This window comes from Pseudomonas sp. PMCC200344, assembly GCF_030053095.1.
Taxonomy (GTDB): Bacteria; Pseudomonadota; Gammaproteobacteria; order Pseudomonadales; family Pseudomonadaceae; genus Aquipseudomonas; species Aquipseudomonas svalbardensis.
In genome coordinates this window covers 4,047,725-4,069,819 of sequence record NZ_CP125618.1, presented here as the reverse complement: position 1 = coordinate 4,069,819, position 22,095 = coordinate 4,047,725, and the positions used below count along the sequence as shown (strand labels likewise).

At 58.6% G+C, this 22,095-nt stretch carries 19 protein-coding genes and 1 pseudogene; 14 read left to right on the top strand and 6 right to left on the bottom strand.

The window, feature by feature from the left end:
- Positions 1-208 precede the first annotated feature (208 nt).
- The 4 genes from QFW87_RS18575 to QFW87_RS18560 all read left to right on the top strand — a co-directional run bounded on the left by QFW87_RS18575 (position 209) and on the right by QFW87_RS18560 (position 5,104).
- A complete protein-coding gene (locus QFW87_RS18575; RefSeq protein WP_283188491.1) occupies positions 209-682 on the top strand; it encodes a MarR family transcriptional regulator in 474 nt (157 codons plus the stop codon).
- Entirely contained in the window at positions 679-2,148 is a 1,470-nt protein-coding gene (locus QFW87_RS18570) for an efflux transporter outer membrane subunit (protein ID WP_283188490.1), read from the top strand. Before QFW87_RS18575 ends, QFW87_RS18570 begins: the two co-directional genes overlap by 4 nt.
- A 15-nt stretch (positions 2,149-2,163) precedes the next feature.
- Positions 2,164-3,381 (top strand): efflux RND transporter periplasmic adaptor subunit, encoded by a 1,218-nt coding sequence (locus tag QFW87_RS18565; protein WP_283188489.1) that lies wholly within the window; start codon positions 2,164-2,166, stop codon positions 3,379-3,381.
- A gap of 193 nt (positions 3,382-3,574) precedes the next feature.
- Positions 3,575-5,104 carry a DHA2 family efflux MFS transporter permease subunit gene (locus tag QFW87_RS18560; RefSeq protein WP_283188488.1) on the top strand — a complete coding sequence of 510 codons (1,530 nt, stop codon included), beginning with the start codon at positions 3,575-3,577 and terminating at the stop codon, positions 5,102-5,104.
- Positions 5,105-5,227: 123 nt separating this feature from the next.
- Here the strand turns inward: QFW87_RS18560 and lpxH are convergent, their stop codons facing one another.
- Together lpxH and QFW87_RS18550 are read right to left on the bottom strand one after the other, a co-directional pair.
- Positions 5,228-5,980 carry a UDP-2,3-diacylglucosamine diphosphatase gene (gene lpxH / locus QFW87_RS18555; RefSeq protein WP_283188487.1) on the bottom strand — a complete coding sequence of 251 codons (753 nt, stop codon included), beginning with the start codon at positions 5,978-5,980 and terminating at the stop codon, positions 5,228-5,230.
- Positions 5,977-6,480, bottom strand: coding sequence for a peptidylprolyl isomerase (locus QFW87_RS18550; protein ID WP_128869400.1), 504 nt, complete (start codon positions 6,478-6,480; stop codon positions 5,977-5,979). The genes lpxH and QFW87_RS18550 overlap by 4 nt, the downstream gene beginning before the upstream one ends.
- Positions 6,481-6,740: 260 nt before the next feature.
- Between QFW87_RS18550 and QFW87_RS18545 the strand changes: the two genes are divergently transcribed.
- From QFW87_RS18545 to QFW87_RS18530, 4 genes are all read left to right on the top strand, one after another.
- The gene (locus QFW87_RS18545) at positions 6,741-8,438 is read left to right on the top strand and encodes a glutamine--tRNA ligase/YqeY domain fusion protein (protein WP_283188486.1); all 1,698 of its coding nucleotides are present in this window, start codon (positions 6,741-6,743) and stop codon (positions 8,436-8,438) included.
- A 15-nt stretch (positions 8,439-8,453) separates the two neighbouring features.
- Positions 8,454-9,836, top strand: coding sequence for a cysteine--tRNA ligase (cysS, locus tag QFW87_RS18540; protein WP_283188485.1), 1,383 nt, complete (start codon positions 8,454-8,456; stop codon positions 9,834-9,836).
- Positions 9,837-10,204: 368 nt separating this feature from the next.
- On the top strand, positions 10,205-11,413 hold the full coding sequence (locus tag QFW87_RS18535; RefSeq protein ID WP_283188484.1) for an MFS transporter: 1,209 nt from the start codon (positions 10,205-10,207) through the stop codon (positions 11,411-11,413).
- A gap of 147 nt (positions 11,414-11,560) precedes the next feature.
- Positions 11,561-12,741, top strand: a protein-coding gene (locus QFW87_RS18530; protein ID WP_283180883.1) for an IS3 family transposase whose coding sequence is annotated in 2 segments (ribosomal slippage) — positions 11,561-11,816 and positions 11,816-12,741 — 1,182 coding nt in all. Because the reading frame shifts where the segments join, the coding sequence is not laid out codon by codon here.
- Between the two features lie 137 nt (positions 12,742-12,878).
- On the opposite strand, the gene QFW87_RS18525 is transcribed toward QFW87_RS18530, so the two are convergent.
- Positions 12,879-14,729: a sigma-54-dependent Fis family transcriptional regulator gene (locus QFW87_RS18525; RefSeq protein ID WP_283188483.1), complete on the bottom strand. Its 1,851-nt coding sequence runs from the start codon at positions 14,727-14,729 to the stop codon at positions 12,879-12,881.
- Positions 14,730-15,155: 426 nt separating this feature from the next.
- On the opposite strand from QFW87_RS18525, the gene QFW87_RS18520 reads away from it, so the two are divergent.
- Genes QFW87_RS18520 through QFW87_RS18495 form a run of 6 tightly spaced genes read left to right on the top strand, consistent with a single transcriptional unit; the run spans position 15,156 to position 21,092 of the window.
- The gene (locus QFW87_RS18520) at positions 15,156-16,250 is read left to right on the top strand and encodes an ABC transporter ATP-binding protein (protein ID WP_008146067.1); all 1,095 of its coding nucleotides are present in this window, start codon (positions 15,156-15,158) and stop codon (positions 16,248-16,250) included.
- On the top strand, positions 16,250-17,341 hold the full coding sequence (locus QFW87_RS18515; protein WP_283188482.1) for an ABC transporter ATP-binding protein: 1,092 nt from the start codon (positions 16,250-16,252) through the stop codon (positions 17,339-17,341). The genes QFW87_RS18520 and QFW87_RS18515 overlap by 1 nt, the downstream gene beginning before the upstream one ends.
- A 2-nt stretch (positions 17,342-17,343) precedes the next feature.
- Positions 17,344-18,210, top strand: a complete 867-nt coding sequence (locus QFW87_RS18510) for a sugar ABC transporter permease (RefSeq protein ID WP_074878246.1) — start codon at positions 17,344-17,346, stop codon at positions 18,208-18,210.
- 8 nt (positions 18,211-18,218) lie between these two features.
- Positions 18,219-19,019: a carbohydrate ABC transporter permease gene (locus tag QFW87_RS18505; protein ID WP_017339615.1), complete on the top strand. Its 801-nt coding sequence runs from the start codon at positions 18,219-18,221 to the stop codon at positions 19,017-19,019.
- Positions 19,020-19,029: 10 nt separating this feature from the next.
- A complete protein-coding gene (locus QFW87_RS18500; RefSeq protein ID WP_008146061.1) occupies positions 19,030-19,302 on the top strand; it encodes a DUF2160 domain-containing protein in 273 nt (90 codons plus the stop codon).
- Positions 19,303-19,349: 47 nt separating this feature from the next.
- The gene (locus tag QFW87_RS18495) at positions 19,350-21,092 is read left to right on the top strand and encodes an ABC transporter substrate-binding protein (RefSeq protein ID WP_283188481.1); all 1,743 of its coding nucleotides are present in this window, start codon (positions 19,350-19,352) and stop codon (positions 21,090-21,092) included.
- Between the two features lie 57 nt (positions 21,093-21,149).
- Here QFW87_RS18495 and QFW87_RS18490 read toward each other — a convergent pair whose 3' ends face one another.
- The 3 genes and pseudogenes from QFW87_RS18490 to QFW87_RS29865 form a co-directional block, all read right to left on the bottom strand.
- Positions 21,150-21,527, bottom strand: coding sequence for a type II toxin-antitoxin system VapC family toxin (locus tag QFW87_RS18490; protein ID WP_283180874.1), 378 nt, complete (start codon positions 21,525-21,527; stop codon positions 21,150-21,152).
- Entirely contained in the window at positions 21,524-21,763 is a 240-nt protein-coding gene (locus QFW87_RS18485; RefSeq protein ID WP_026286363.1) for a type II toxin-antitoxin system prevent-host-death family antitoxin, read from the bottom strand. The genes QFW87_RS18490 and QFW87_RS18485 overlap by 4 nt, the downstream gene beginning before the upstream one ends.
- A gap of 97 nt (positions 21,764-21,860) precedes the next feature.
- Positions 21,861-21,956: pseudogene (locus QFW87_RS29865) on the bottom strand (prevent-host-death protein); the annotation flags it as partial.
- Positions 21,957-22,095 lie beyond the last annotated feature (139 nt).

Here is a 22,095-nt window from a genome sequence, read left to right as displayed (position 1 = left end):
TTCTTCGCGAGCAGGCTCGCTCCCACAGAGATAACACCGAACCTGTGGGAGCGAGCCTGCTCGCGAAGGCGGCTGTCCGGTCACCGCAAGTCCGGCACCCCATTTATCAGTCAAATAGCAAGCAACCTAACTATTACGTTGACATTCGCTGCCTAGGCAGTAACATCTCGACATACATTCTCTGCCTAGGCAGCTAATTGGTGGTCAGATGAAACATTTCACCCCAGACGCATTCCACACTTGCCATCTCGGCCTCCTGCTCGGGCGCGCTGCGCTGCTCAAGGACCGGATCATCGACACGCACATGGAACCCCACGGCATCACCGCCGCGCAGTTCAAAGTGCTGATCATCATGGCCCAGTTCGGCGTCGATACCCCGGCCGAGCTGTGCCGTCACCTGTCGCTGGACAGCGGTTCGATGACCCGCATGCTCGATCGTCTGGAACAGAAAGGCTTCCTCGCCCGCCATCGCTCCGAGGCGGACCGCCGTCAGGTTCAGCTGGTGCTGACCGAGCAAGGCCAGCAGTTGACTGACCGCCTGCCGGAGATCGGTGCCGACGCCATGAATGAGCTGGCCGGCGCGATCACCCCGGAAGAATTGAAAACCCTGGAACAGATCCTCAAGAAAATTTTGGTAGCCGCCGGTGACTCGATCACCCTGCTGCGGGTAGGTGACAAATGAACAGCAAAACCCTGCGTACCGGCCTGAGCCTGGTGCTGACGGCCATGACCCTGGCCGGTTGCGCCAGCTACAGCGGCCTGACCACCGAAGGCGTCAGCCTCGATGCAAAAAACCTCAAGGCCGGGCAATCCCTCAGCGGTGTGACCCTGTCGCCCGCGGCCTGGCCGAAAAGCGACTGGTGGAAAAGCCTCGGCGACCCACAGCTCGACGGCTTGATCCGCGAAGCCCTGCACGACAGCCCCGACATGCAAATCGCCGACGCCCGCGCCCACCAAGCGAGCGCCGCCGCTTATGCAGCGGATGCGGCGCGGATGCCGAGCCTCGATGCCAGCGCCGGCGTCAGCCGTTCGCGTCTGGCCCGGGATCAGGATCCGAGCGGGCAGGGGGGCACGTACTCCACCGTGCGTAACATCAGTGCCAGCTTCAATTACAACTTCGACCTCTGGGGCGGTCAGCGTGATGCCTGGGAAGCCGCACTGGGTCAGGCCCGTGCTGCCGAAGTCGATCAGCAAGCGGCGCAACTGACGTTATCCGCCGACGTTGCCCGCGCTTATAGCGATCTGGGGCAGGCGCATATCGTTCACGACCTGGCGCAGGAAGACCTCAAACGCACCAAACAAATGCTCGATCTGAGCCAGCGCCGCCTGAGCTCGGGGATCGACAGTCAGTACCAGTTCCAGCAAACCGAGAGTTTGGAAGCCACGTCCGAAGCCAGCCTGATCGACGCCGAAAAGCGCCTGCAAAGCGCGAAGATCGCCTTGGCCGTCTTGCTCGGTAAAGGCCCGGATCGCGGCAATGAAATCGCCCGGCCGAAAATTCTTCAGGCCAGCGCCGTCGCGTTGCCATCGGTGCTGCCGGCCGAATTGTTGGGTCGTCGTCCAGACCTGGTGGCCGCCCGTTGGCGGGTCGAGGCCGCGAGCAAGAACATCGACGCCGGCAAAACCCGGTTCTACCCCAATCTCAACCTGAGCGCCGCGGCCGGTGCCGAGTCGTTGCTGGGCGATGCGATGTTCGGTTCGGCCAGTCGGTTCTTCAACATTGCGCCGACCATTTCTGTGCCGATTTTCGACGGTGGCCGCTTGCGTGCCGACCTCGATTCCCGCGACGCCGATTACGACCTCGCCGTGGCGCAATACAACAAAAGCCTGGTGAAAGCCCTGGGCGATGTCAGCGACACCATCAACCAGTTACGCGATATCGGCCGGCAGATCGGGGCGCAGCAGCACGCCACCGACATCGCCCAGGATTCTTACAACACCGTGGTCCAGCGGTACGGTTCCGGCATCGGGAATTACCTGGACGTGCTCAGCATCGAGCAGCAATTGCTCCAGGCCCAGCGTCAGCTGGCCAACCTGAATGCCGAGCAGATCGATCTGTCGATCCAACTGATGCAGGCGCTGGGCGGCGGCTTCCAGGGCGAGACCCTGACCGCAGCCAACGCAACCCCAGCCACGCAGCACAACTAATTCAAGGTACTTGTCATGGCCACTGCCGATACAGCCCCTGCTCCAACTGATAAAGCGTCTGACAACACTCAAGACACGAGCAATTCGCGCAAACGCAAAGTCTTGCTGGTAGTGCTCGCGATCGTGGTGATCCTCGCCGGTGTCGGCGTCTGGGGTTATCACGAATTCTACGGGCGCTGGAACGAAAGCACCGACGACGCCTATGTAAACGGCAACGTGGTGGAAATCACTCCGCTGGTCACCGGCACCGTGGTCAGCATCGGTGCCGACGATGGCGACCTGGTTCACGAAGGCCAAGTGCTGATCAACTTCGACCCGAACGACGCCGAAGTCGGTCTGCAAAGTGCCCAGGCCAATCTGGCCCGCACCGTGCGTCAGGTTCGCGGTTTGTACAGCAACGTCGACGGCATGAAAGCCCAGGTCAACGCCCAACAGGCTGAAGTGCAAAAGGCTCAGGACAACTTCAATCGCCGGAAAAACCTCGCCGCTGGCGGCGCGATTTCCCAGGAAGAACTGTCCCATGCTCGCGACGACCTGACCTCGGCGCAAAACGCCTTGGCCAACGCCAAACAGCAACTCAAAACCACCAGTGCGCTGGTCGATGACACCGTGGTGTCGTCGCACCCGGACGTGATGTCCGCCGCCGCGCAACTGCGTCAGGCTTACTTGAACAACTCCCGCAGCACCTTGATCGCACCGGTCACCGGTTATGTCGCCAAGCGCTCCGTGCAACTGGGCCAACGCGTCCAGCCGGGCACGGCGCTGATGGCAGTCATCCCGCTGGATCAACTGTGGATCGACGCCAACTTCAAGGAAACCCAGCTGCGTGACATGCGTATCGGTCAGCCGGTGGACATCGAGGCCGACCTCTACGGCAGCGACGTGAAGTTCAGCGGCACCATCGACAGCCTCGGTGCCGGTACCGGCAGCGCGTTTGCCTTGCTGCCAGCACAGAACGCCACCGGTAACTGGATCAAGATCGTCCAGCGTGTGCCGGTGCGGATTCACATCAACGCCGAAGAACTGGCCAAGCACCCGTTGCGGGTCGGCCTGTCGACCCAGGTCGATGTGAACCTGCGTGACCAGAGCGGTCCGGTGCTGGCGCAACAGCCGCCGCAAAAGGCCTCGTTCAGCACCAACGTGTATGAGCGTCAGTTGGCCGAGGCCGACGCGATGATCACTCAGTTGATCCACGACAACAGCGCTGCGGTCAGTAAAACCGTTCAGCGCTGATTGGTCATCACACCGACCCTGTGGGAGCGAGTTTGCTCCGGGCGGCGTTCCGACGATGGCGGATTTACATTCAACATCTTTGTTGATTGATCCACCGCTATCGTCGGAACGCCGCCCGGAGCAGGCTCGCTCCCACAGGGTCAGCGACGCCCGTTAAATGGCGTCGCGCCAGCCAAGTTTCAAAGGATTCGCGATGAGTAATAACGCGTCTTTCACGCCGCCAAGCCTGGTGCTCAGCACTATCGGCCTGTCGCTGGCGACCTTCATGCAAGTGCTCGACACCACCATCGCCAACGTGGCGCTGCCGACGATTTCCGGCAACTTGGGCGTGAGTTCGGAGCAGGGCACCTGGGTGATTACCTCATTCGCGGTGAGCAACGCTATCGCGCTGCCGCTGACCGGTTGGCTCAGCCGGCGGTTTGGTGAGGTGAAGCTGTTTCTTTGGGCGACGATTCTGTTCGTGGTGGCTTCGTTTCTGTGCGGGATCTCGACCTCGATGCCTGAGCTGATTGGCTTCCGGGTGCTGCAAGGTCTGGTGGCAGGTCCCCTGTACCCGATGACTCAAACGCTGCTGATTGCCATCTATCCGCCCGCCAGGCGCGGCATGGCCCTGGCATTGCTGGCGATGGTCACGGTGGTCGCACCGATTGCAGGTCCCATCCTCGGCGGCTGGATCACCGACAGTTACAGCTGGCCGTGGATCTTCTTCATCAACGTGCCGATCGGCATCTTTGCGGTGATGGTGGTGCGTTCGCAACTCAAGGCGCGGCCGGTGGAAACCAGTTACCAGCCGATGGATTACGTCGGTTTGATCACGCTGATCATTGGCGTCGGCGCGTTGCAGGTGATCCTCGACAAGGGTAACGACCTGGATTGGTTCGAGTCGAACTTCATCCTCATCGGCGCGGCTATTTCAGTGATAGCGCTGGCGGTGTTCGTGATCTGGGAAATGACTGACAAACACCCGGTGGTCAATCTGCGGCTGTTCGCTTACCGCAACTTTCGCATCGGCACCATCGTGCTGGTGTTGGGTTACGCCGGGTTCTTCGGGATCAACCTGATTCTACCGCAATGGCTGCAAACCCAGATGGGTTACACGGCGACCTGGGCGGGGTTGGCGGTGGCGCCGATCGGTATTTTGCCGGTGTTGATGTCGCCGTTTGTCGGCAAATATGCACACAAATTCGACCTGCGGCTGCTGGCCGGCCTGGCATTCCTGGCGATTGGCCTGAGCTGCTTCATGCGTGCCGGGTTTACCAATGAAGTGGACTTCCAGCACATCGCTTTGGTCCAGCTGTTCATGGGCATTGGTGTGGCGCTGTTCTTCATGCCGACCTTGAGCATTTTGATGTCGGACCTGCCACCGAGCCAGATCGCCGACGGCGCGGGCCTGGCGACGTTCCTGCGGACCTTGGGCGGTAGTTTTGCGGCGTCGTTGACGACCTGGATCTGGATTCGCCGGGCCGATCAGCACCACGCCTATATGAGCGAAAGCATCAGCACCTATGAGCCGGCTACCCGTGAGGCGCTGAACAGCCTGGGCGGGGCGAGCAATCCAGCGTATGCGCAACTGGATCATGTGCTGACCAGTCAGGCGTACATGCTCTCCACCGTGGATTACTTCACGTTGCTGGGGTGGGCATTCATGGGCTTGATCGTGATTGTGTGGCTGGCGAAACCGCCGTTTGCGGCGAAGGCGGGGCCTGCCTCAGCAGGGCACTAAGCACAACGCGGTCAATGTGGGAGCGAGCCTGCTCGCGATAGCCGTAGATCAGTCAACATAGATGTTGAATATGAGTCCGCCATCGCGAGCAGGCTCGCTCCCACAGGGTTCTGTGTTCCGCGGTTAGTTCGCGGGTGCCGCCAGCTGTGGCGGCGGGGCGAAGTCGAACGGCGCCAACGCAAATCCTTGCTCATCCACCTGCAACGCCCACCCCTGACGATCCCAATCCCCCAACACAATGCGCTTGGCCGCTTGCTCGCCAATCTGCAACTTGTGGATGGCCGGACGATGGGTATGCCCATGGATCAAGGTCTTCACGCCAAAGGCCTGCATGATCCGCGGCACTTCTTCCGGCGTGACATCCACAATGTCATTGGCCTTCATCCGCGTTTGCGCACGGCTTTCACTGCGCAGCTTGCGCGCCAGTTTATGTCGCGTCCGCAAAGGCAAGTGCCGAAGGATGAACAGGGTGATCGGGTTACGCAAATAGCGACGCAGCTTCATATAGGCTTCGTCGCGGGTGCAGAGGCTGTCGCCGTGCATCAATAGCACCGGCTCGCCGTAAAACTGCACGACACTCGGGTCTTTCAGCAATGTACAGCCGGCCTGTTTGCAGAAGGCCTGGCCGAGCATGAAGTCGCGATTGCCGTGCATCAGAAAAATGGCCGTACCGCTGTCGCTAAGATCGCGCAGGGCCTGGCAGATGGAACGCTGGAACGGCGTCATGGCATCGTCGCCAATCCACGCCTCGAAAAAGTCGCCCAGGATGTACAACGTACTCGCCGAGCGGGCGCGTCCGGCGAGCAAATCCAGAAACGCCCGGCTGATGTCCGGGCGCTCCTCTTCCAGATGTAAGTCTGAAATCAGCAGTATCACTCAATGATCTCGGCTTTCTCGATGATCACGTCTTCTGCTGGTACGTCCTGGTGGCCGGACTTCATAGTGGTGGAAACACCTTTGATCTTGTCGACCACGTCGGTGCCTGCAACGACTTTGGCGAATACCGCGTAGCCCCAGCCCTGAGTGGTCTTGGCGCTGTGGTTCAGGAAGCTGTTGTCAGCCACGTTGATGAAGAACTGGGCGGAAGCCGAATGCGGCTCCATGGTGCGGGCCATGGCCACGGTGTACTTCTCGTTCGGCAGGCCGTTGTCGGCTTCGTTCTGGATGCTTGGGCGCTTGTCTTTCTTTTCTTTCATGCCTGGCTCGAAACCGCCGCCCTGGATCATGAAGTTACCGATGACGCGGTGGAAAACAGTGTTTTCGTAGTGACCGGCTTTGACGTACTCGATGAAGTTGGCAACGGTCAGCGGTGCCTTTTCAGCGTTCAGTTCCAGGACGATGTCGCCATGGTTGGTGGTCAGTTTGACTTGGGTCATGATCGGTACTCTTTATATGAATTCGTGGGTTTCGGGGCTTTGCAGCCCTCAACCGGTCCGGCCAATTTTGGCCAAGATGCGCAGTTTAGCGTGCCGGGCGCGAATTTCGAGGCTGTTTTTCATTTGCATCCGATTAAATGCAGCCGTTTTCGGGCCTGCTCTGTCAGCGACTTGGCGGCATCGGCTATGATAAGCCCCTTTGTTTTAACAGCCGCTTTGATTTGGCCAACTGGCCGCGCACTTGTACGTTCAAGGATCCTATGAGCAAGCCCACTGTCGACCCTACCTCGAATTCCAAGACCGGCCCTGCCGTGCCGGTCAATTTCCTGCGCCCGATCATCCAGGCGGACCTGGACTCGGGTAAGCACACGCAGATCGTCACCCGTTTCCCGCCTGAGCCCAACGGCTACCTGCACATTGGTCACGCCAAGTCGATTTGCGTGAACTTCGGCCTGGCCCAGGAATTTGGCGGCGTCACGCACCTGCGTTTCGACGACACCAACCCGGCCAAGGAAGACCAGGAATACATCGACGCGATCGAAAGCGACGTCAAATGGCTTGGCTTCGAATGGTCCGGTGAAGTGCGCTACGCCTCGCAGTATTTCGACCAGTTGCACGACTGGGCCGTTGAGCTGATCAAGGCCGGCAAGGCCTACGTCGATGACCTGAGCCCTGAACAGGCCAAGGAATACCGTGGCAGCCTGACCGAGCCGGGCAAGAACAGCCCGTTCCGCGATCGCTCCGTGGAAGAGAACCTGGATTGGTTCGCCCGCATGAAAGCCGGTGAATTCAAGGACGGCGCACGCGTGTTGCGGGCCAAGATCGACATGGCCTCGCCGAACATGAACCTGCGCGACCCGATCATGTATCGCATCCGCCACGCTCACCACCACCAGACCGGTGACAAGTGGTGCATCTACCCGAACTACGACTTCACCCACGGTCAGTCGGACGCCATCGAAGGCATCACCCACTCGATCTGCACCCTGGAATTCGAAAGCCACCGTCCGCTGTACGAGTGGTTCCTCGAGAACCTGCCCGTGCCAGCGCAACCGCGTCAGTACGAATTCAGCCGTCTGAACCTGAACTACACGATCACCAGCAAGCGCAAGCTCAAGCAACTGGTCGATGAAAAGCACGTTCATGGCTGGGACGATCCGCGCATGTCCACGCTGTCCGGCTTCCGCCGCCGTGGTTACACGCCGAAATCGATCCGCAACTTCTGCGACATGATCGGCACCAACCGTTCCGACGGCGTGGTCGACTTCGGCATGCTCGAATTCAGCATCCGTGACGACCTCGACCACAGCGCCCCGCGTGCCATGTGCGTGCTGCGTCCACTGAAAGTCGTGATCACCAACTACCCGGAAGGTCAGGTCGAGAACCTCGAACTGGCGTGCCACCCGAAAGAAGACATGGGCGTGCGCGTACTGCCGTTCGCCCGTGAGATCTACATCGACCGTGAAGACTTCATGGAAGAGCCGCCAAAAGGCTACAAGCGCCTGGAACCGGCTGGCGAAGTGCGTCTGCGCGGCAGCTACGTGATTCGCGCCGACGAAGCGATCAAGGATGCCGATGGCAACATCGTCGAACTGCGTTGCTCCTACGACCCGGAAACCCTGGGCAAGAACCCTGAAGGCCGCAAGGTCAAAGGCGTGGTTCACTGGGTGCCGGCCTCGGCCAGCGTCGAGTGTGAAGTGCGTCTGTACGATCGCCTGTTCCGTTCGGCCAACCCTGAGAAGGCCGAAGACAGTGCCAGTTTCCTGGACAACATCAACCCTGACTCGCTGCAAGTCCTCACCGGTTGTCGTGCCGAGCCTTCGCTTGGCAATGCACAGCCGGAAGACCGTTTCCAGTTCGAGCGCGAAGGTTACTTCTGCGCGGATATCAAGGACTCGAAACCCGGTCATCCGGTGTTCAACCGTACCGTGACCTTGCGTGATTCGTGGGGCCAGTGATTCAAGGAACCTAAAGTGCTTACGATCTACAACACGCTCACCAAGAGCAAAGAAGTCTTCAAGCCGCTGGATGGCAACAAGGTGCGCATGTACGTCTGCGGGATGACCGTGTACGACTACTGCCACCTGGGCCACGGCCGCAGCATGGTCGCGTTCGACCTGGTAACCCGCTGGTTGCGGTTCAGCGGCTACGACCTGACTTACGTGCGCAACATCACCGACATCGACGACAAGATCATCAATCGGGCCAACGAGAACGGCGAGTCGTTCGAAGCCTTGACCGAGCGCATGATTGCGGCGATGCACGAAGACGAAGCGCGCCTGAACATCCAGAAGCCGGACATGGAACCGCGCGCCACCGGGCATATCCCCGGCATGCACGCGATGATCCAGACCCTGATTGACAAGGGCTACGCCTACGCTCCGGGCAATGGCGACGTGTATTACCGCGTCGCCAAGTTCATGGGCTACGGCAAGCTGTCGCGCAAGAAGATCGAAGACCTGCGCATCGGCGCGCGGATCGAAGTCGACGAGTCCAAGCAGGATCCGCTGGACTTTGTGCTGTGGAAAGGCGCCAAGCCGGGTGAGCCGAGCTGGCCATCGCCGTGGGGCGACGGTCGTCCGGGCTGGCACATCGAGTGCTCGGTGATGTCGACCTGCTGCCTCGGCGAGACCTTCGACATTCATGGCGGCGGCAGCGACCTCGAGTTCCCGCACCACGAAAACGAAATCGCCCAGAGCGAAGCGGCCACCGGCAAGACCTACGCCAACGCGTGGATGCATTGCGGCATGATTCGCATCAATGGCGAGAAGATGTCCAAGTCCTTGAACAACTTCTTCACCATTCGCGACGTGCTGGAAAAGTACCACCCGGAAGTCGTGCGTTACTTGCTGGTGTCGAGCCACTATCGCAGCGCGATCAACTATTCGGAAGACAACCTCAAGGACGCCAAAGGCGCACTCGAGCGTTTCTACCATGCGTTGAAAGGCCTGCCGAAGGTGGCACCGGCCGGTGGCGAAGCCTTTGTCGAGCGATTCACTCAGGTGATGAACGACGACTTTGGTACGCCGGAAGCCTGCGCCGTGCTGTTCGAGATGGTTCGTGAGATCAACCGTCTGCGCGAGAGCGATCTCGATGCGGCGGCCGGTCTGGCAGCGCGCTTGAAGGAATTGGCCAGTGTGCTGGGGGTGTTGCAGCTTGAAGCTGATGACTTCCTGCAGGCCGGCGCTGAAGGGCGGGTTGATGCGGCTGAGGTTGATGCGCTGATTGCCGCGCGTCTGGCCGCTCGTGCTGGTAAAGACTGGGCCGAATCCGACCGTATCCGCGACCAGCTCACCGCCATGGGCGTGGTGCTGGAAGACGGGAAGGGTGGGACGACCTGGCGATTGGCTGACTGATTGCTGCGTTTGCTACAAACAAAACCCGCCTTGTGCGGGTTTTTGTTTATGGTTTGTCCGCGAGTGCAGCGGCATCCTGAGATTCCCCCCTCACCCTAACCCTCTCCCCCAGGAGAGGGGACTGATCGGGGGATGCTTTCGACATACATCGACCTGAACCTGGTGTGCCGAATCCATAATCAACCCTGTCGCTTAGGTCGATGCAGGACGCCAGACACCTCGGTCGGCCCCCTCTACCTCCGGGAGAGGGCTGGGGTGAGGGGTTGCTTTCGGTCTTCGCATACGTCTTGATGTCGGACGCAGCTAATCCTGACTGCGTCGCGTGCAGCCGGATGCTCATCAGCGGCGAATAAAAAAATGGAGAAATCATGGCTAATCCCTATCGCGAACTTCTGACGACCCCGGGCGCCACGGGGTTGGTACTCGCGAGCGCCATTGCCCGTCTGCCACAGGCAATGATCGGCATCGGCATCATCACCATGTTGGTGCAGCAGACCGGTGTTTATTGGCTGGCCGGCGCGGTCGCCGGTACGTTTACCTTGGCCAATGCGCTGTTCGGCCCGCACATATCGAAACTGGTTGATCAGCGTGGCCAGAGTCGAGTCCTGCCTGTCGTCACCGCTTTCAGCATTGGCATGTTGCTGGCGCTGATCATCGCTGTGTACCTGCGGGCGCCGGTCGCGCTGCTGTTCGTTCTGGCGGCACTCGCGGGGACGATGCCGAGCATGCCCTCGATGATCAGAGCACGCTGGTCGCAGCTGTTCCGTGGCAAACCGCAATTGCACACGGCGTTCTCTCTGGACACCGTGCTGACTGAACTCGCCTACATCATCGGCCCACCCCTGGCGATTGGTTTGAGCGTGAGTTTTTTCGCCGAAGCCGGGCCGCTGGTTGCCGTCGTGCTGCTGGCGGTCGGGATGACGACTTTTCTTATGCAGCGCCAGACAGAACCGAAAGTGGTCGTGGGCAACATCAGCCGCACCAGCTCCACATTGCTTATTCCCGGCGTACGCACCATCGTCCTCGCGTTGCTGGCGATGGGGGTGATTGGCGGATCGATCGACGTGGCAGTCGTGGCCTTCGCCAACGCACAAGGCTGGCCAGAGTCCGCCACATTCATCCTCGCAGCCTACGCGCTCGGCTCGATGGTTGCGGGTCTGACATTTGGTGCGTTGAAGATTTCTCTGCCGATAGAAAAACAGTTCTTTATCGGGATATTGGTCACGGCACTCACAGGTGTTTTACCGATTTTCTCAGCGGACGTTTTTATCCTTTCAGGGATGCTATTTATCGCTGGCATTTCATTTGCGCCAACCATGGTGGTGGTGATGAATCTGGGTACGATCATCGTTCCGCCATCGAGGATTACCGAAGGCCTGACGTGGATGACCACCGGCATCAGCATCGGCGTAGCGCTCGGTGGCATGCTTTCGGGTCTGGTTATCGATGCATATGGCGCGCGGGCAGGGTTTGGGGTAGCCATTGGCGCCGGTGTCGTGATGGTAGTTGTGGTGCTGGTTGGTCTGCGCACATTGAGTGCGGTCTCAGCTGCGAATGTTGAGCCAGCCTTTCAATAATTGGCACTGTCCGGAATTTCGCCCTCACCCTAACCCTCTCCCCCAGGAGAGGGGACTGATTGGGGGATGCTCAAGAGATACACTGCAGTGGTCTAATTTCCCCGGACACCCCGATAGGTGGAAAATGCACCTATTGAGGAGTTCTCCATGACCGACAAACGTAAAGTATTCGACGACAGCTTCAAGCTGGAAGTTGTAAAGATGATCAAGGACCAGGGCCTGAGTGTTTCACAGGTTTGTCGTGATCTTGATATTGGTGATACGGCCGTTCGACGCTGGGTACAACAGTATGAGGCCGAGAAGTTGGGACAAGCCGGGATCGGCAAGCCGTTGACCTCTGAGCAACAGCGTATTCGTCAGTTGGAGCAAGAAAACCGTCAACTCAAGATGGATAACGATGTATTAAAAAAAGCCACCGCCTTCTTTGCCCGCGAGCTGAAGTAACGTACCGCTTGGTTCGGCAGCTGCAACAGAAGGCTTATTCGGTGGCGTATGTGTGTCGTTTGTTGGGGGTTAGTCGATCCGGCTTCTACGAGGCCAACAAGCGCGCTGAGGCTCCTGCATCGATCTGCCCCGTTGCTCTGCAACTCAAGGCGTCGTTTGCTGAAAGTGGCGGCTGCTATGGCAGTCGCCCATTGCGTAAAGCGTTACGTGCAAAGGGTATGGAAGTAGGCATTTACAAGATTCGCCGCATGATGCGCGTCAACGGCCTGCGTTCGGCCTGGAAGCGTAAATTTGTGCACACCACCGACAGCAAACATGACCTGCCGATTGCTGAAAATGTATTGAACCGCCAATTTGAACCCGAGGCGGCGAACAAGGCCTGGGTAGCAGACATTACCTACATCCGAACCCGCAGTGGCTGGCTGTATCTGGCTGTGGTGCTGGACTTGTTCTCACGCAAGGTAGTGGGCTGGTCAATGGCGCCGAACATGCCCGCTGAACTGGTGTGCAGTGCAATGCAGCTGGCGGTTGCTCAACGTCAACCGCCACCCGGCTTGATCGCCCACTCGGATCGCGGCAGCCAGTACGCGAGTGCGAGCTACAGAGCGCTGCTGGCAAGAAGTGACATGCAGCAAAGCATGAGCCGTAAAGGTAACTGCTGGGATAACGCAGTGATGGAGCGCTTCTTCCTGAGCTTGAAAATGGAGCGGGTATGGCGACGTGATTACGCCAACCATGGCGAGGCGATACGCGACATCACTGAGTACATCGTTGGGTTTTACAACAACGAACGGCTGCACTCGAAACTGGGATATCTGCCACCGACAGTTTATGAACGGGCGATGGCATCAAAATCACCTATCGAGGTGTCCGGAATTAGTTGACCACGACACACCGACCTGAACGATTTGTGCCGAATCCATAATCAACTCGGTTTTTCAGGTCGATGTATGACGCCAGGCACCTCGGTCGGCTCCCTCTCCCCCCGGGAGAGGGCTGGGGTGAGGGTAGTCTGGCTCACTCAATCTCCAAGTTGTCGCAGCCGCTTATAAAGGGTATTTCGGCTAACCCCAAGCCTGCGGGCCAAATGGGAGATATTCCCCCCGGCCGCCTGCAACTGCCGATTCAAATCCTCGGCATCATTCAAATCCACCGCCAACGGCTCCGGTAAATCCAACGGCTCCATCTCCAGATCCACAAAAAAATCATCCGGCAAATGTTCCCGCCGCACCGGTTGTTCCTCGGCCATGGCCAGCGCTACCTGCATCACGCTGCTGACCTGTCTTAAATTCCCCGGCCACGGGTGGCGCCCGAACAACTCCAATACCTCTCTGCTCAAGCCGGCCCATTGGCTCGGCTCACGGTGTTGTTCCCACAGACGTTTGAACAAGGCCTCTTTATCACTGCGTTCTCTTAAGGGCGGCAGTTCCAGGGTCAAACCACCAATCCGGTAATACAAATCCTCGCGGAAGCGCCCCAACTGAACCTGCTCGCGCAATGAGCGGTTAGTTGCCGAAATAATCCGTATATCCACTTGGAACAACTCGCTGCTGCCCACCGGTTGCACGCAACGCTCCTGCAACACTCGCAGCAGTCGAGCCTGAGTCGGCAATGGCATATCGCCGATTTCATCAAGGAACAGGGTGCCTTTGTCAGCCTTGCGGATCAGCCCGATGCTGCCTTTCTGGTTGGCGCCGGTGAACGCACCTTTCTCATAACCAAACAGCTCGGACTCCACCAGTTCGGCGGGGATCGCTGCACAGTTGACGGCAATGAAGGGTTTTTTACTCCGAGAGCTGGCCTGATGCAGGGCTTTGACGAAGACTTCCTTGCCGACCCCGGTTTCGCCGTGGATCAACAACGGAATGTCTTTTTCCAACAACCGCTCGGCCTGGCGCACGGCTTTTTCCACGCGGTTGTCACCGAAATGCAGGGTATTGAGACTGATCGCTGCCGGTGTCGCGAGCGTGGGTTCTGCGCTCTTTGTCTCAGAAAACAGCCGCGCCTGAATCACTGCCTGTTTTGGCCGCTTCAACAGGCACTGGAAGCGGTTGCGTCCCGAGGTTTGCAAGGCGAAGGGCAGGCCATCCGGCTGGTTCAGCAATTCCAGCAGCGAGACCTTGAACAGGCTTTCGACACTGACCCGCGACAGGCTGATGCCCAGCAGATTGTCGGCCCTGCGGTTGGCAGACAGCACCTGACCGGTTTCATCAAAGATCAGCAGTCCGGCCCATTGACTGTCGAGGTTGTTGAGCCCGGTGTTGAAGGTCAGCTGGAAATGCTGGCCATGGAACAGGTTGAGGATCAGCCGGTTTTCCACGGTCTGACTCATCATTTTGACCATGCCAAGCGTGTGGGACGGCGGCAGGTAGCTGTCGCTCGACACATCCAGCACCGCGATCACCTTGCGTTCGGCATCGAAAATCGGTGCGGCGGAACCGGTCATGAAACGGTTTGCCTTGAGGAAATGTTCATCGTGCTCGATGTGCACCGCCTGCTCGCAGGCCAGGGCGGTGCCGATCGCATTGGTGCCGCTGCAGCGTTCCATCCAGCTGGCACCGGCGCTGAAACCGCGGGTCAGGTTCGGCTCGATAAAACGCTGGGTACCCCAGGACGTCAGCACCTGGCCCTGATTGTCGGCGAGCATGATCAGGCAGTTGGAGTTGCTGAGGATGTTCTCGTAGTACGGCAGGACTTCCTGGTGAGTGGTTTGCACCAGTGAGTGCTGGCTCTCCAGCAATTGCGCGATGCCCTCGGCCGGCAACTGATCAAACGCCGGTGCGCTCTGATGATTGAGGCCGAACGCGCGGCAACGGGACCAGGAGTCCTGGATGATGGCGTCGTGGGAGAGCGGCAAGGCGGGTGCGGCCATGGCAGTCGATCTCTGAGCATTATTATTGTTATGAGTAACGCGATTCATGTAGCAGCTGGCGAAGCCTGCGTTCGGCGGCGAAGCCGTCGTGAAATCAGGCGGCGCGGTGTATCAGGATTACCGCGTATACAGGTTTTACGACGACTGCGTCGCCGAACGCAGGCTTCGCCAGCTGCTACACAGGATCGTGGTGAATTCGGATAATCGTGTCGCTAAAGCATCCGTAGAGTGTTGTTCACTATTGTTCATTGTCAACCGCCGGGTTGTTCAATTGTTCAGTCGCGGTTGTTCATTTCTGTTCAGCAACGAACGCTGTTTTTCTTCCATTTGCAGGATTCTCAAGCCGGATCAACGGCTTGCAATTTCTGGCACGAATGTCGCTCTGTTGGTCAGGTCGCTTGACTCCAATAATAAAAAGGCCGAGCCATGTCATTAACCCTGGAGCACGTCAGCCGCACCGTCGAGGGCCAGACCTGGATCGACGATGCGTGCCTTAGTTTCGAAGCCGGATCCTTCAACGTTTTGCTCGGGCGCACGCTGTCCGGCAAAACCAGTCTGATGCGCCTGATGGCCGGTCTGGACAAGCCTGACAGCGGTCGCATCCTGATGAACGGCGTCGACGTCACCCAGCGCCCGGTGCGTTTGCGCAATGTGTCGATGGTCTATCAGCAATTCATCAACTACCCGACCATGACGGTGTTCGAGAACATCGCCTCGCCATTACGCCAGGGCGGCGTTTCCAATGAGCTGATCCAGAGCAAGGTGCTGGAAACCGCGAAGATGTTGCGCATCGAGAAATTCCTCCAGCGTCATCCGCTTGAACTCTCAGGTGGTCAGCAACAGCGCACGGCCATGGCCCGGGCGCTGGTCAAGGATGCCGAACTGATCCTGTTCGATGAGCCGCTGGTGAACCTCGACTACAAACTGCGCGAAGAACTGCGTCAGGAAATGCGTGAGCTGTTCAAGGCTCACCACACCATCGCCATCTACGCCACCACCGAACCCAACGAAGCCCTGGCGCTGGGCGGCACCACCACCATTCTTCACGAAGGCCGGGTGATCCAGAGCGGCAAGTCTTCCGAGGTTTATCACCAGCCGCAAACCGTGCTGGCGGCGGAGCTGTTCTCCGAGCCGCCGATCAACCTGATGCCGGGGCGTATCGCCGGCAACGAAGTCAGCTTCGCCAATTTCGTGCACTTCCCGCTGAACGTCGATTTGCGGCCGGTGGGCGAGGGCGAGTTCCGCTTTGGCGTACGGCCCAGCCATATTTCGCTGGTGCCGAGCAACGACGATGACCTGGAGTTGGCGGTGACCGTCGAGGTGGCCGAGATCAGCGGGTCGGAAACCTTCCTCCATGTGCGCAACGAACATTTCCTGTTGGTGCTGCACTTGCCCGGCGTTCACGAATACGACGTCGATGCGCCGATTCGTATCTATATCCCGACCCATAAACTGTTTGTCTTCGATACGCAGGGGCGGCTGGTCCAGGCGCCCGGTCGCCGTATCGCGAGGGTTGCCTGATGGCCGAAATCCGTTTGCAGCACCTTGCGCACAGTTACACCCGCACGCCGACCGGCCCCGAGGATTATGCGATTCGTGAGATGGACCACGTCTGGGAGCAGGGCGGTGCTTATGCCTTGCTCGGGCCATCGGGCTGCGGCAAGTCGACCTTGCTCAACATCATTTCCGGATTGCTCAGTCCGTCCCAGGGTCAGGTGCTGTTCGACAGCAAAGTGGTCAACGACCTGACCCCGGAGAAGCGCAACATCGCCCAGGTTTTCCAGTTTCCGGTGGTCTACGACACCATGACGGTGTTCGACAACCTGGCCTTCCCACTGCGCAATCAGGGCATGGCCGAGGCGAAAATTCACAGCAAGGTGCAGGAAATCGCCGAAGTCCTCGACCTTCAGACGCTGCTGAGCAAGAAGGCGCGCAACCTCACCGCCGATGAAAAGCAGAAAGTTTCCATGGGCCGTGGGCTGGTGCGCGATGACGTGTCGGCGATCCTGTTCGATGAACCGCTGACCGTGATCGACCCGCACCTGAAGTGGAAGCTGAGGCGCAAGCTCAAGCAGATCCACGAGCAGTTCAACATCACCATGGTCTACGTCACCCACGATCAGCTCGAAGCCTCGACCTTCGCCGACAAGATCGCGGTGATGTACGGCGGGCAGATTGTGCAATTCGGTACGCCGAGAGAACTGTTCGAGCGACCGAGCCATACCTTTGTCGGCTACTTCATCGGCAGTCCGGGGATGAACCTGATCGAGGTGAAGCCGCAGCCCGGCGGTGTCGGTTTCGCCTCGACTCATTTGCCGCTTTCCGATGCTCAGCAGAAACGCGTTACCGAGTCCGAGTGGAAAACCCTGAAGGTCGGCATCCGTCCGGAGTTCGTGCATGTGTGGGACGAGCCGTTTGATGAGGCGATGCAGGCACAGGTCGTACACGTCGAAGACCTCGGTACCTACAAGATCATGACCCTCAACCTCGACGGCGCCCCTTTGAAAGTGCGCCTGGCCGAAGATAAGCCTGTACCTGAGGGAACCGCCTACATCAGCTTTCCGGCGCAATGGTTGATGGTGTATGCCGACGAATATCTCTTGGAGACGTAGCCATGAACAAGGTGCAGAACAACAAGGCCTGGTGGCTGGTGTTGCCGGTGTTTTTGCTGGTGGCGTTCAGTGCGGTGATCCCGATGATGACGGTGGTCAACTACTCGGTGCAGGACATCTTCGACCAGTCCAGCCGCTACTTCGTCGGCGCGGACTGGTACAGGCAAGTGCTGCTCGATCCGCGCCTGCATGACTCGTTGCTGCGCCAGTTCATTTACTCCGGCTGTGTGTTGCTGATCGAAATCCCGCTGGGCATTGCCATCGCCCTGACCATGCCGACCAAGGGTCGCTGGTCGTCGCTGGTGCTGATCATCCTGGCGATTCCATTGCTGATTCCGTGGAACGTGGTCGGCACGATCTGGCAGATCTTCGGTCGGGCGGACATTGGTCTGCTCGGCGCCAGCCTCAAGGCCATGGGCATCAACTACAACTATGCGGCCAACACCATGGACGCGTGGGTCACGGTGCTGGTGATGGACGTCTGGCACTGGACGTCGTTGGTGGCGCTGTTGTGTTTCTCGGGGCTGCGGGCGATTCCGGACGTGTACTACCAGGCGGCGCGGATTGATCGGGCATCGGCCTGGGCGGTTTTCCGACACATCCAGTTGCCCAAGCTCAAGAGCGTGCTGTTGATCGCGGTGATGTTGCGGTTTATGGACAGTTTCATGATCTACACCGAGCCGTTCGTGCTGACCGGTGGCGGTCCGGGGAATGCCACGACGTTCCTGAGTCAGACCCTGACGCAAATGGCGATCGGGCAGTTCGACCTCGGCCCGGCGGCGGCTTTCTCGCTGGTGTACTTCCTGATCATCCTGTTGGTGTCCTGGCTGTTTTACACCGCCATGACTCACTCTGACGCCAACCGCTGAGGTCTGCCATGAGTAAAAGAAAGCTCATTCCGCTGCTGATCTACATCCTGTTCCTGCTGGTGCCGATCTACTGGCTGCTGAACATGTCCTTCAAGAGCAACACCGAAATCCTCAGCGGCCTGACGTTGTTTCCGCAGGATTTTACCTTCGCCAACTACAAGGTGATCTTCACCGATCCGGCCTGGTACACCGGTTACCTCAACTCGCTGTACTACGTGAGCCTGAATACGGTGATTTCGCTGAGCGTGGCATTGCCGGCGGCGTATGCGTTCTCGCGCTATCGGTTCCTCGGTGACAAGCACCTGTTCTTCTGGCTCCTGACCAACCGCATGGCGCCGCCGGCGGTGTTTTTGCTGCCGTTCTTCCAGTTGTATTCCTCGATCGGTTTGTTCGATACGCACATCGCTGTCGCGTTGGCTCATTGCCTGTTTAACGTGCCGTTGGCGGTGTGGATTCTTGAGGGCTTCATGTCCGGGGTTCCGAAGGAGATCGACGAAACCGCCTACATCGACGGCTACAGTTTTCCCAAGTTCTTCGTGAAGATTTTCGTTCCGCTGATTGGCTCCGGGATTGGTGTGACGGCGTTTTTCTGCTTCATGTTTTCCTGGGTCGAGCTGCTGCTGGCGCGAACCCTGACGTCGGTCAACGCCAAACCGATTGCAGCGGTGATGACGCGCACGGTCTCGGCGTCCGGTATCGACTGGGGCGTGCTGGCGGCGGCGGGGGTGTTGACTATCCTGCCAGGCATGCTGGTGATCTGGTTTGTTCGCAACCACGTGGCCAAGGGCTTTGCCCTGGGCCGGGTCTGAGGAGCTGATGATGGAATGGATGAGTTGGACCGGCCCTACGGCGGCATTCTTCAGTGTCATTGCCTTGATCCTGGTGGGCATGACGACCTGGGAACTGCGTTCGCCGAGCATTCTTCGGCGTGGTTTGTTGCCGATTGCCACCACCCGTGGTGATCGGTTGTTTATCGGTCTTCTCGGCAGCGCCTACCTGCATTTGCTGGTAATCGGCGTCACCGACTGGAGCATCTGGGTGGCGTTCGCGTTGTCCCTGGTGTGGCTGTTGGCTGTGATGCGCTGGGGCTAGTCGAAATCGATCGGCAATGTTGCTCCGAAACCCTAAAGGAGGTCTCTATGTTCGACAAAAACAATAAGCTGCGACATAGCATTTCATTGGCAGCCATGCTGGCACTCAGCGGTTTGAGCGCTGCGGCCTGGGCCGATGCCTATGAAGATGCGGCCAAGAAATGGATTGGCAGCGAATTCAAACCGTCCACCCTGACCGAAGCCCAGCAGCTCGAAGAGCTGAAGTGGTTCATCAAGGCGTCCGAGCCGTTTCGCGGTATGAGCATCAAAGTGGTCTCGGAAACCATCGCGACCCACGAATATGAATCCAAAGTGTTGGCCAAAGCCTTTACCGAGATCACCGGGATCAAGCTGACCCACGACTTGCTGCAAGAAGGCGACGTGGTGGAAAAGCTGCAGACCCAGATGCAATCGGACAAGAACATCTATGACGGCTGGGTCAATGACTCGGACCTGATCGGCACGCACTTTCGCTACGGCAAAACCGAATCGATCACCGACCTGATGGCCAACGAAGGAAAGGCCTACACCTCGCCGACCCTGGACATCAAAGACTTCATCGGCATCTCGTTCACCACCGCGCCGGACGGCAAGATCTATCAGCTGCCCGACCAGCAGTTCGCCAACCTTTACTGGTTTCGCGCCGACTGGTTCGAGCGGGCGGATCTGAAAGCAAAATTCAAAGAAAAATACGGTTATGAACTGGGCGTGCCGGTGAACTGGTCGGCCTATGAAGATATCGCCAAATTCTTCAGTGAAGACATCAAGGAAATCGACGGCAAGCGCGTCTACGGTCACATGGACTACGGCAAGAAAGATCCGTCGCTGGGCTGGCGCTTCACCGATGCCTGGTTCTCCATGGCCGGCGCTGGCGACAAAGGCATTCCCAACGGCTTGCCGGTGGACGAGTGGGGCATCCGCGTCGAGGACTGCCATCCGGTTGGTTCCAGCGTGACCCGTGGCGGCGACACCAACGGCCCGGCGGCGGTCTATGCAACCACCAAATACGTCGACTGGCTGAAGAAATATGCGCCACCGGAAGCGGCGGGCATGACCTTCTCCGAATCCGGTCCGGTGCCGTCCCAGGGCAACATCGCGCAGCAGATCTTCTGGTACACCGCGTTTACCGCCGACATGACCAAACCGGGCTTGCCGGTGATGAACGCCGACGGCACGCCAAAATGGCGCATGGCACCGTCGCCGAAAGGTCCGTATTGGGAAGAGGGCATGAAACTCGGTTATCAGGACGCCGGTTCCTGGACCTTCCTCAAATCCACGCCAGAGAAGCAAAGACTGGCGGCCTGGTTGTACGCGCAGTTCGTGACTTCGAAAACCGTATCCCTGAAGAAAACCATCGTTGGCCTGACGCCGATCCGTGAGTCGGACATCAACTCGCAAGCCATGACCGACCTGGCACCGAAACTCGGCGGTCTGGTCGAGTTCTATCGCAGCCCGGCCCGTGTGCAATGGACTCCGACCGGGACCAACGTGCCGGACTATCCGCGTTTGGCACAACTGTGGTGGAGCCACATCGCCGAAGCGGCCAGCGGCGAGAAAACCCCGCAACAGGCGCTGGATGGTTTGGCCAAGGATCAGGACGCGATCATGACCCGTCTGGAACGCTCGAAGGCGCAAGCCACCTGCGCACCGAAAATGAACCCCGAGCGCGATGCTCAGTACTGGTTGGACCAACCGGGTGCACCGAAGCCAAAACTGGCGAATGAGAAACCTAAAGGTGAAACCGTGAGCTATGCCGAACTGCTGAAATCGTGGGAGGCGGCGCGAAAGTAAACAGCTGGACTTTGAAATGCGAACGGCACCGAGAGGTGCCGTTTTTTATCCGCTTGGTTAAACCAGAACAGCCAATTCTGTGTACCTGGCAACCAATGGATCGGCGGTGAGGAGTTTCATCGGTTCTATCATGGCAGTTGCAACAATAAGGCGGTCGAACGGGTCGCGATGGTGATGTTCGAGGTCTTTCCCGGCGATGGCATGTTCTGAAGTAACCGGCAGTTCGATGAACCCGCTTTCGAGGCAGTATTGCCGGATTTCCTCCAAGTCAACGTTCAGCTTTCCCAGCCCGACCTTGATCGCCATCTCCCAGAATGTCGCTGCGCTGATGTAAATGTCGGCAGCACTCTCAATGAGCTTTCTGGCTTTGCCGGATAGCCTGGGGTCATCGCTGAGCGTCCAGAGCAATATATGCGTGTCGAGCAGAAGCCTCATTCTTGAGTGCCTTCAAAAGCATCGAGCATGTCGTCTGGCAGTGAGGCGTCAAAGTCTTCGGGAAGCACCAGTTTGCCTTTCATCGCACCGATACGCTGGCCGCGGGGTTTTCCTACCGGAACCAGACGCGCAAGGGCCCGACCATGTTTGGCAATCGTGATGATCTGCCCGGCGGCTGCGTCATCGACGAGTTTGGACAGATTGTTTTTTGCTTCGGCCAACGGAACGACGATCATGGTATCTCTCCCATATTCTGGACAAATATAGCCAGAATATTGGGGGGGCGGTAAAGATGCGCGATTCTTCAAGTGGGACGGGAGGAGATTTGGAGCGTTTCATTCGATAGGTCAGCAGCGTGACATTACCTTGACGCTCAGCGGCCAAGGCGTCGAGGCCGTCTACCAGTTCGGAAAAGATGTCACGGTTCATTGTTCGCTCTCCCGTTGATTTATCGATACTCCAGTCATTCAAGATAGAGACAAGTGCTCAATGCTGGATGTAGGACGAGGCGGGTATTACCGCGAGAGCTTTCGGGAATTTTGGGGAGAGGAGAGTGCAGCGGTAACAA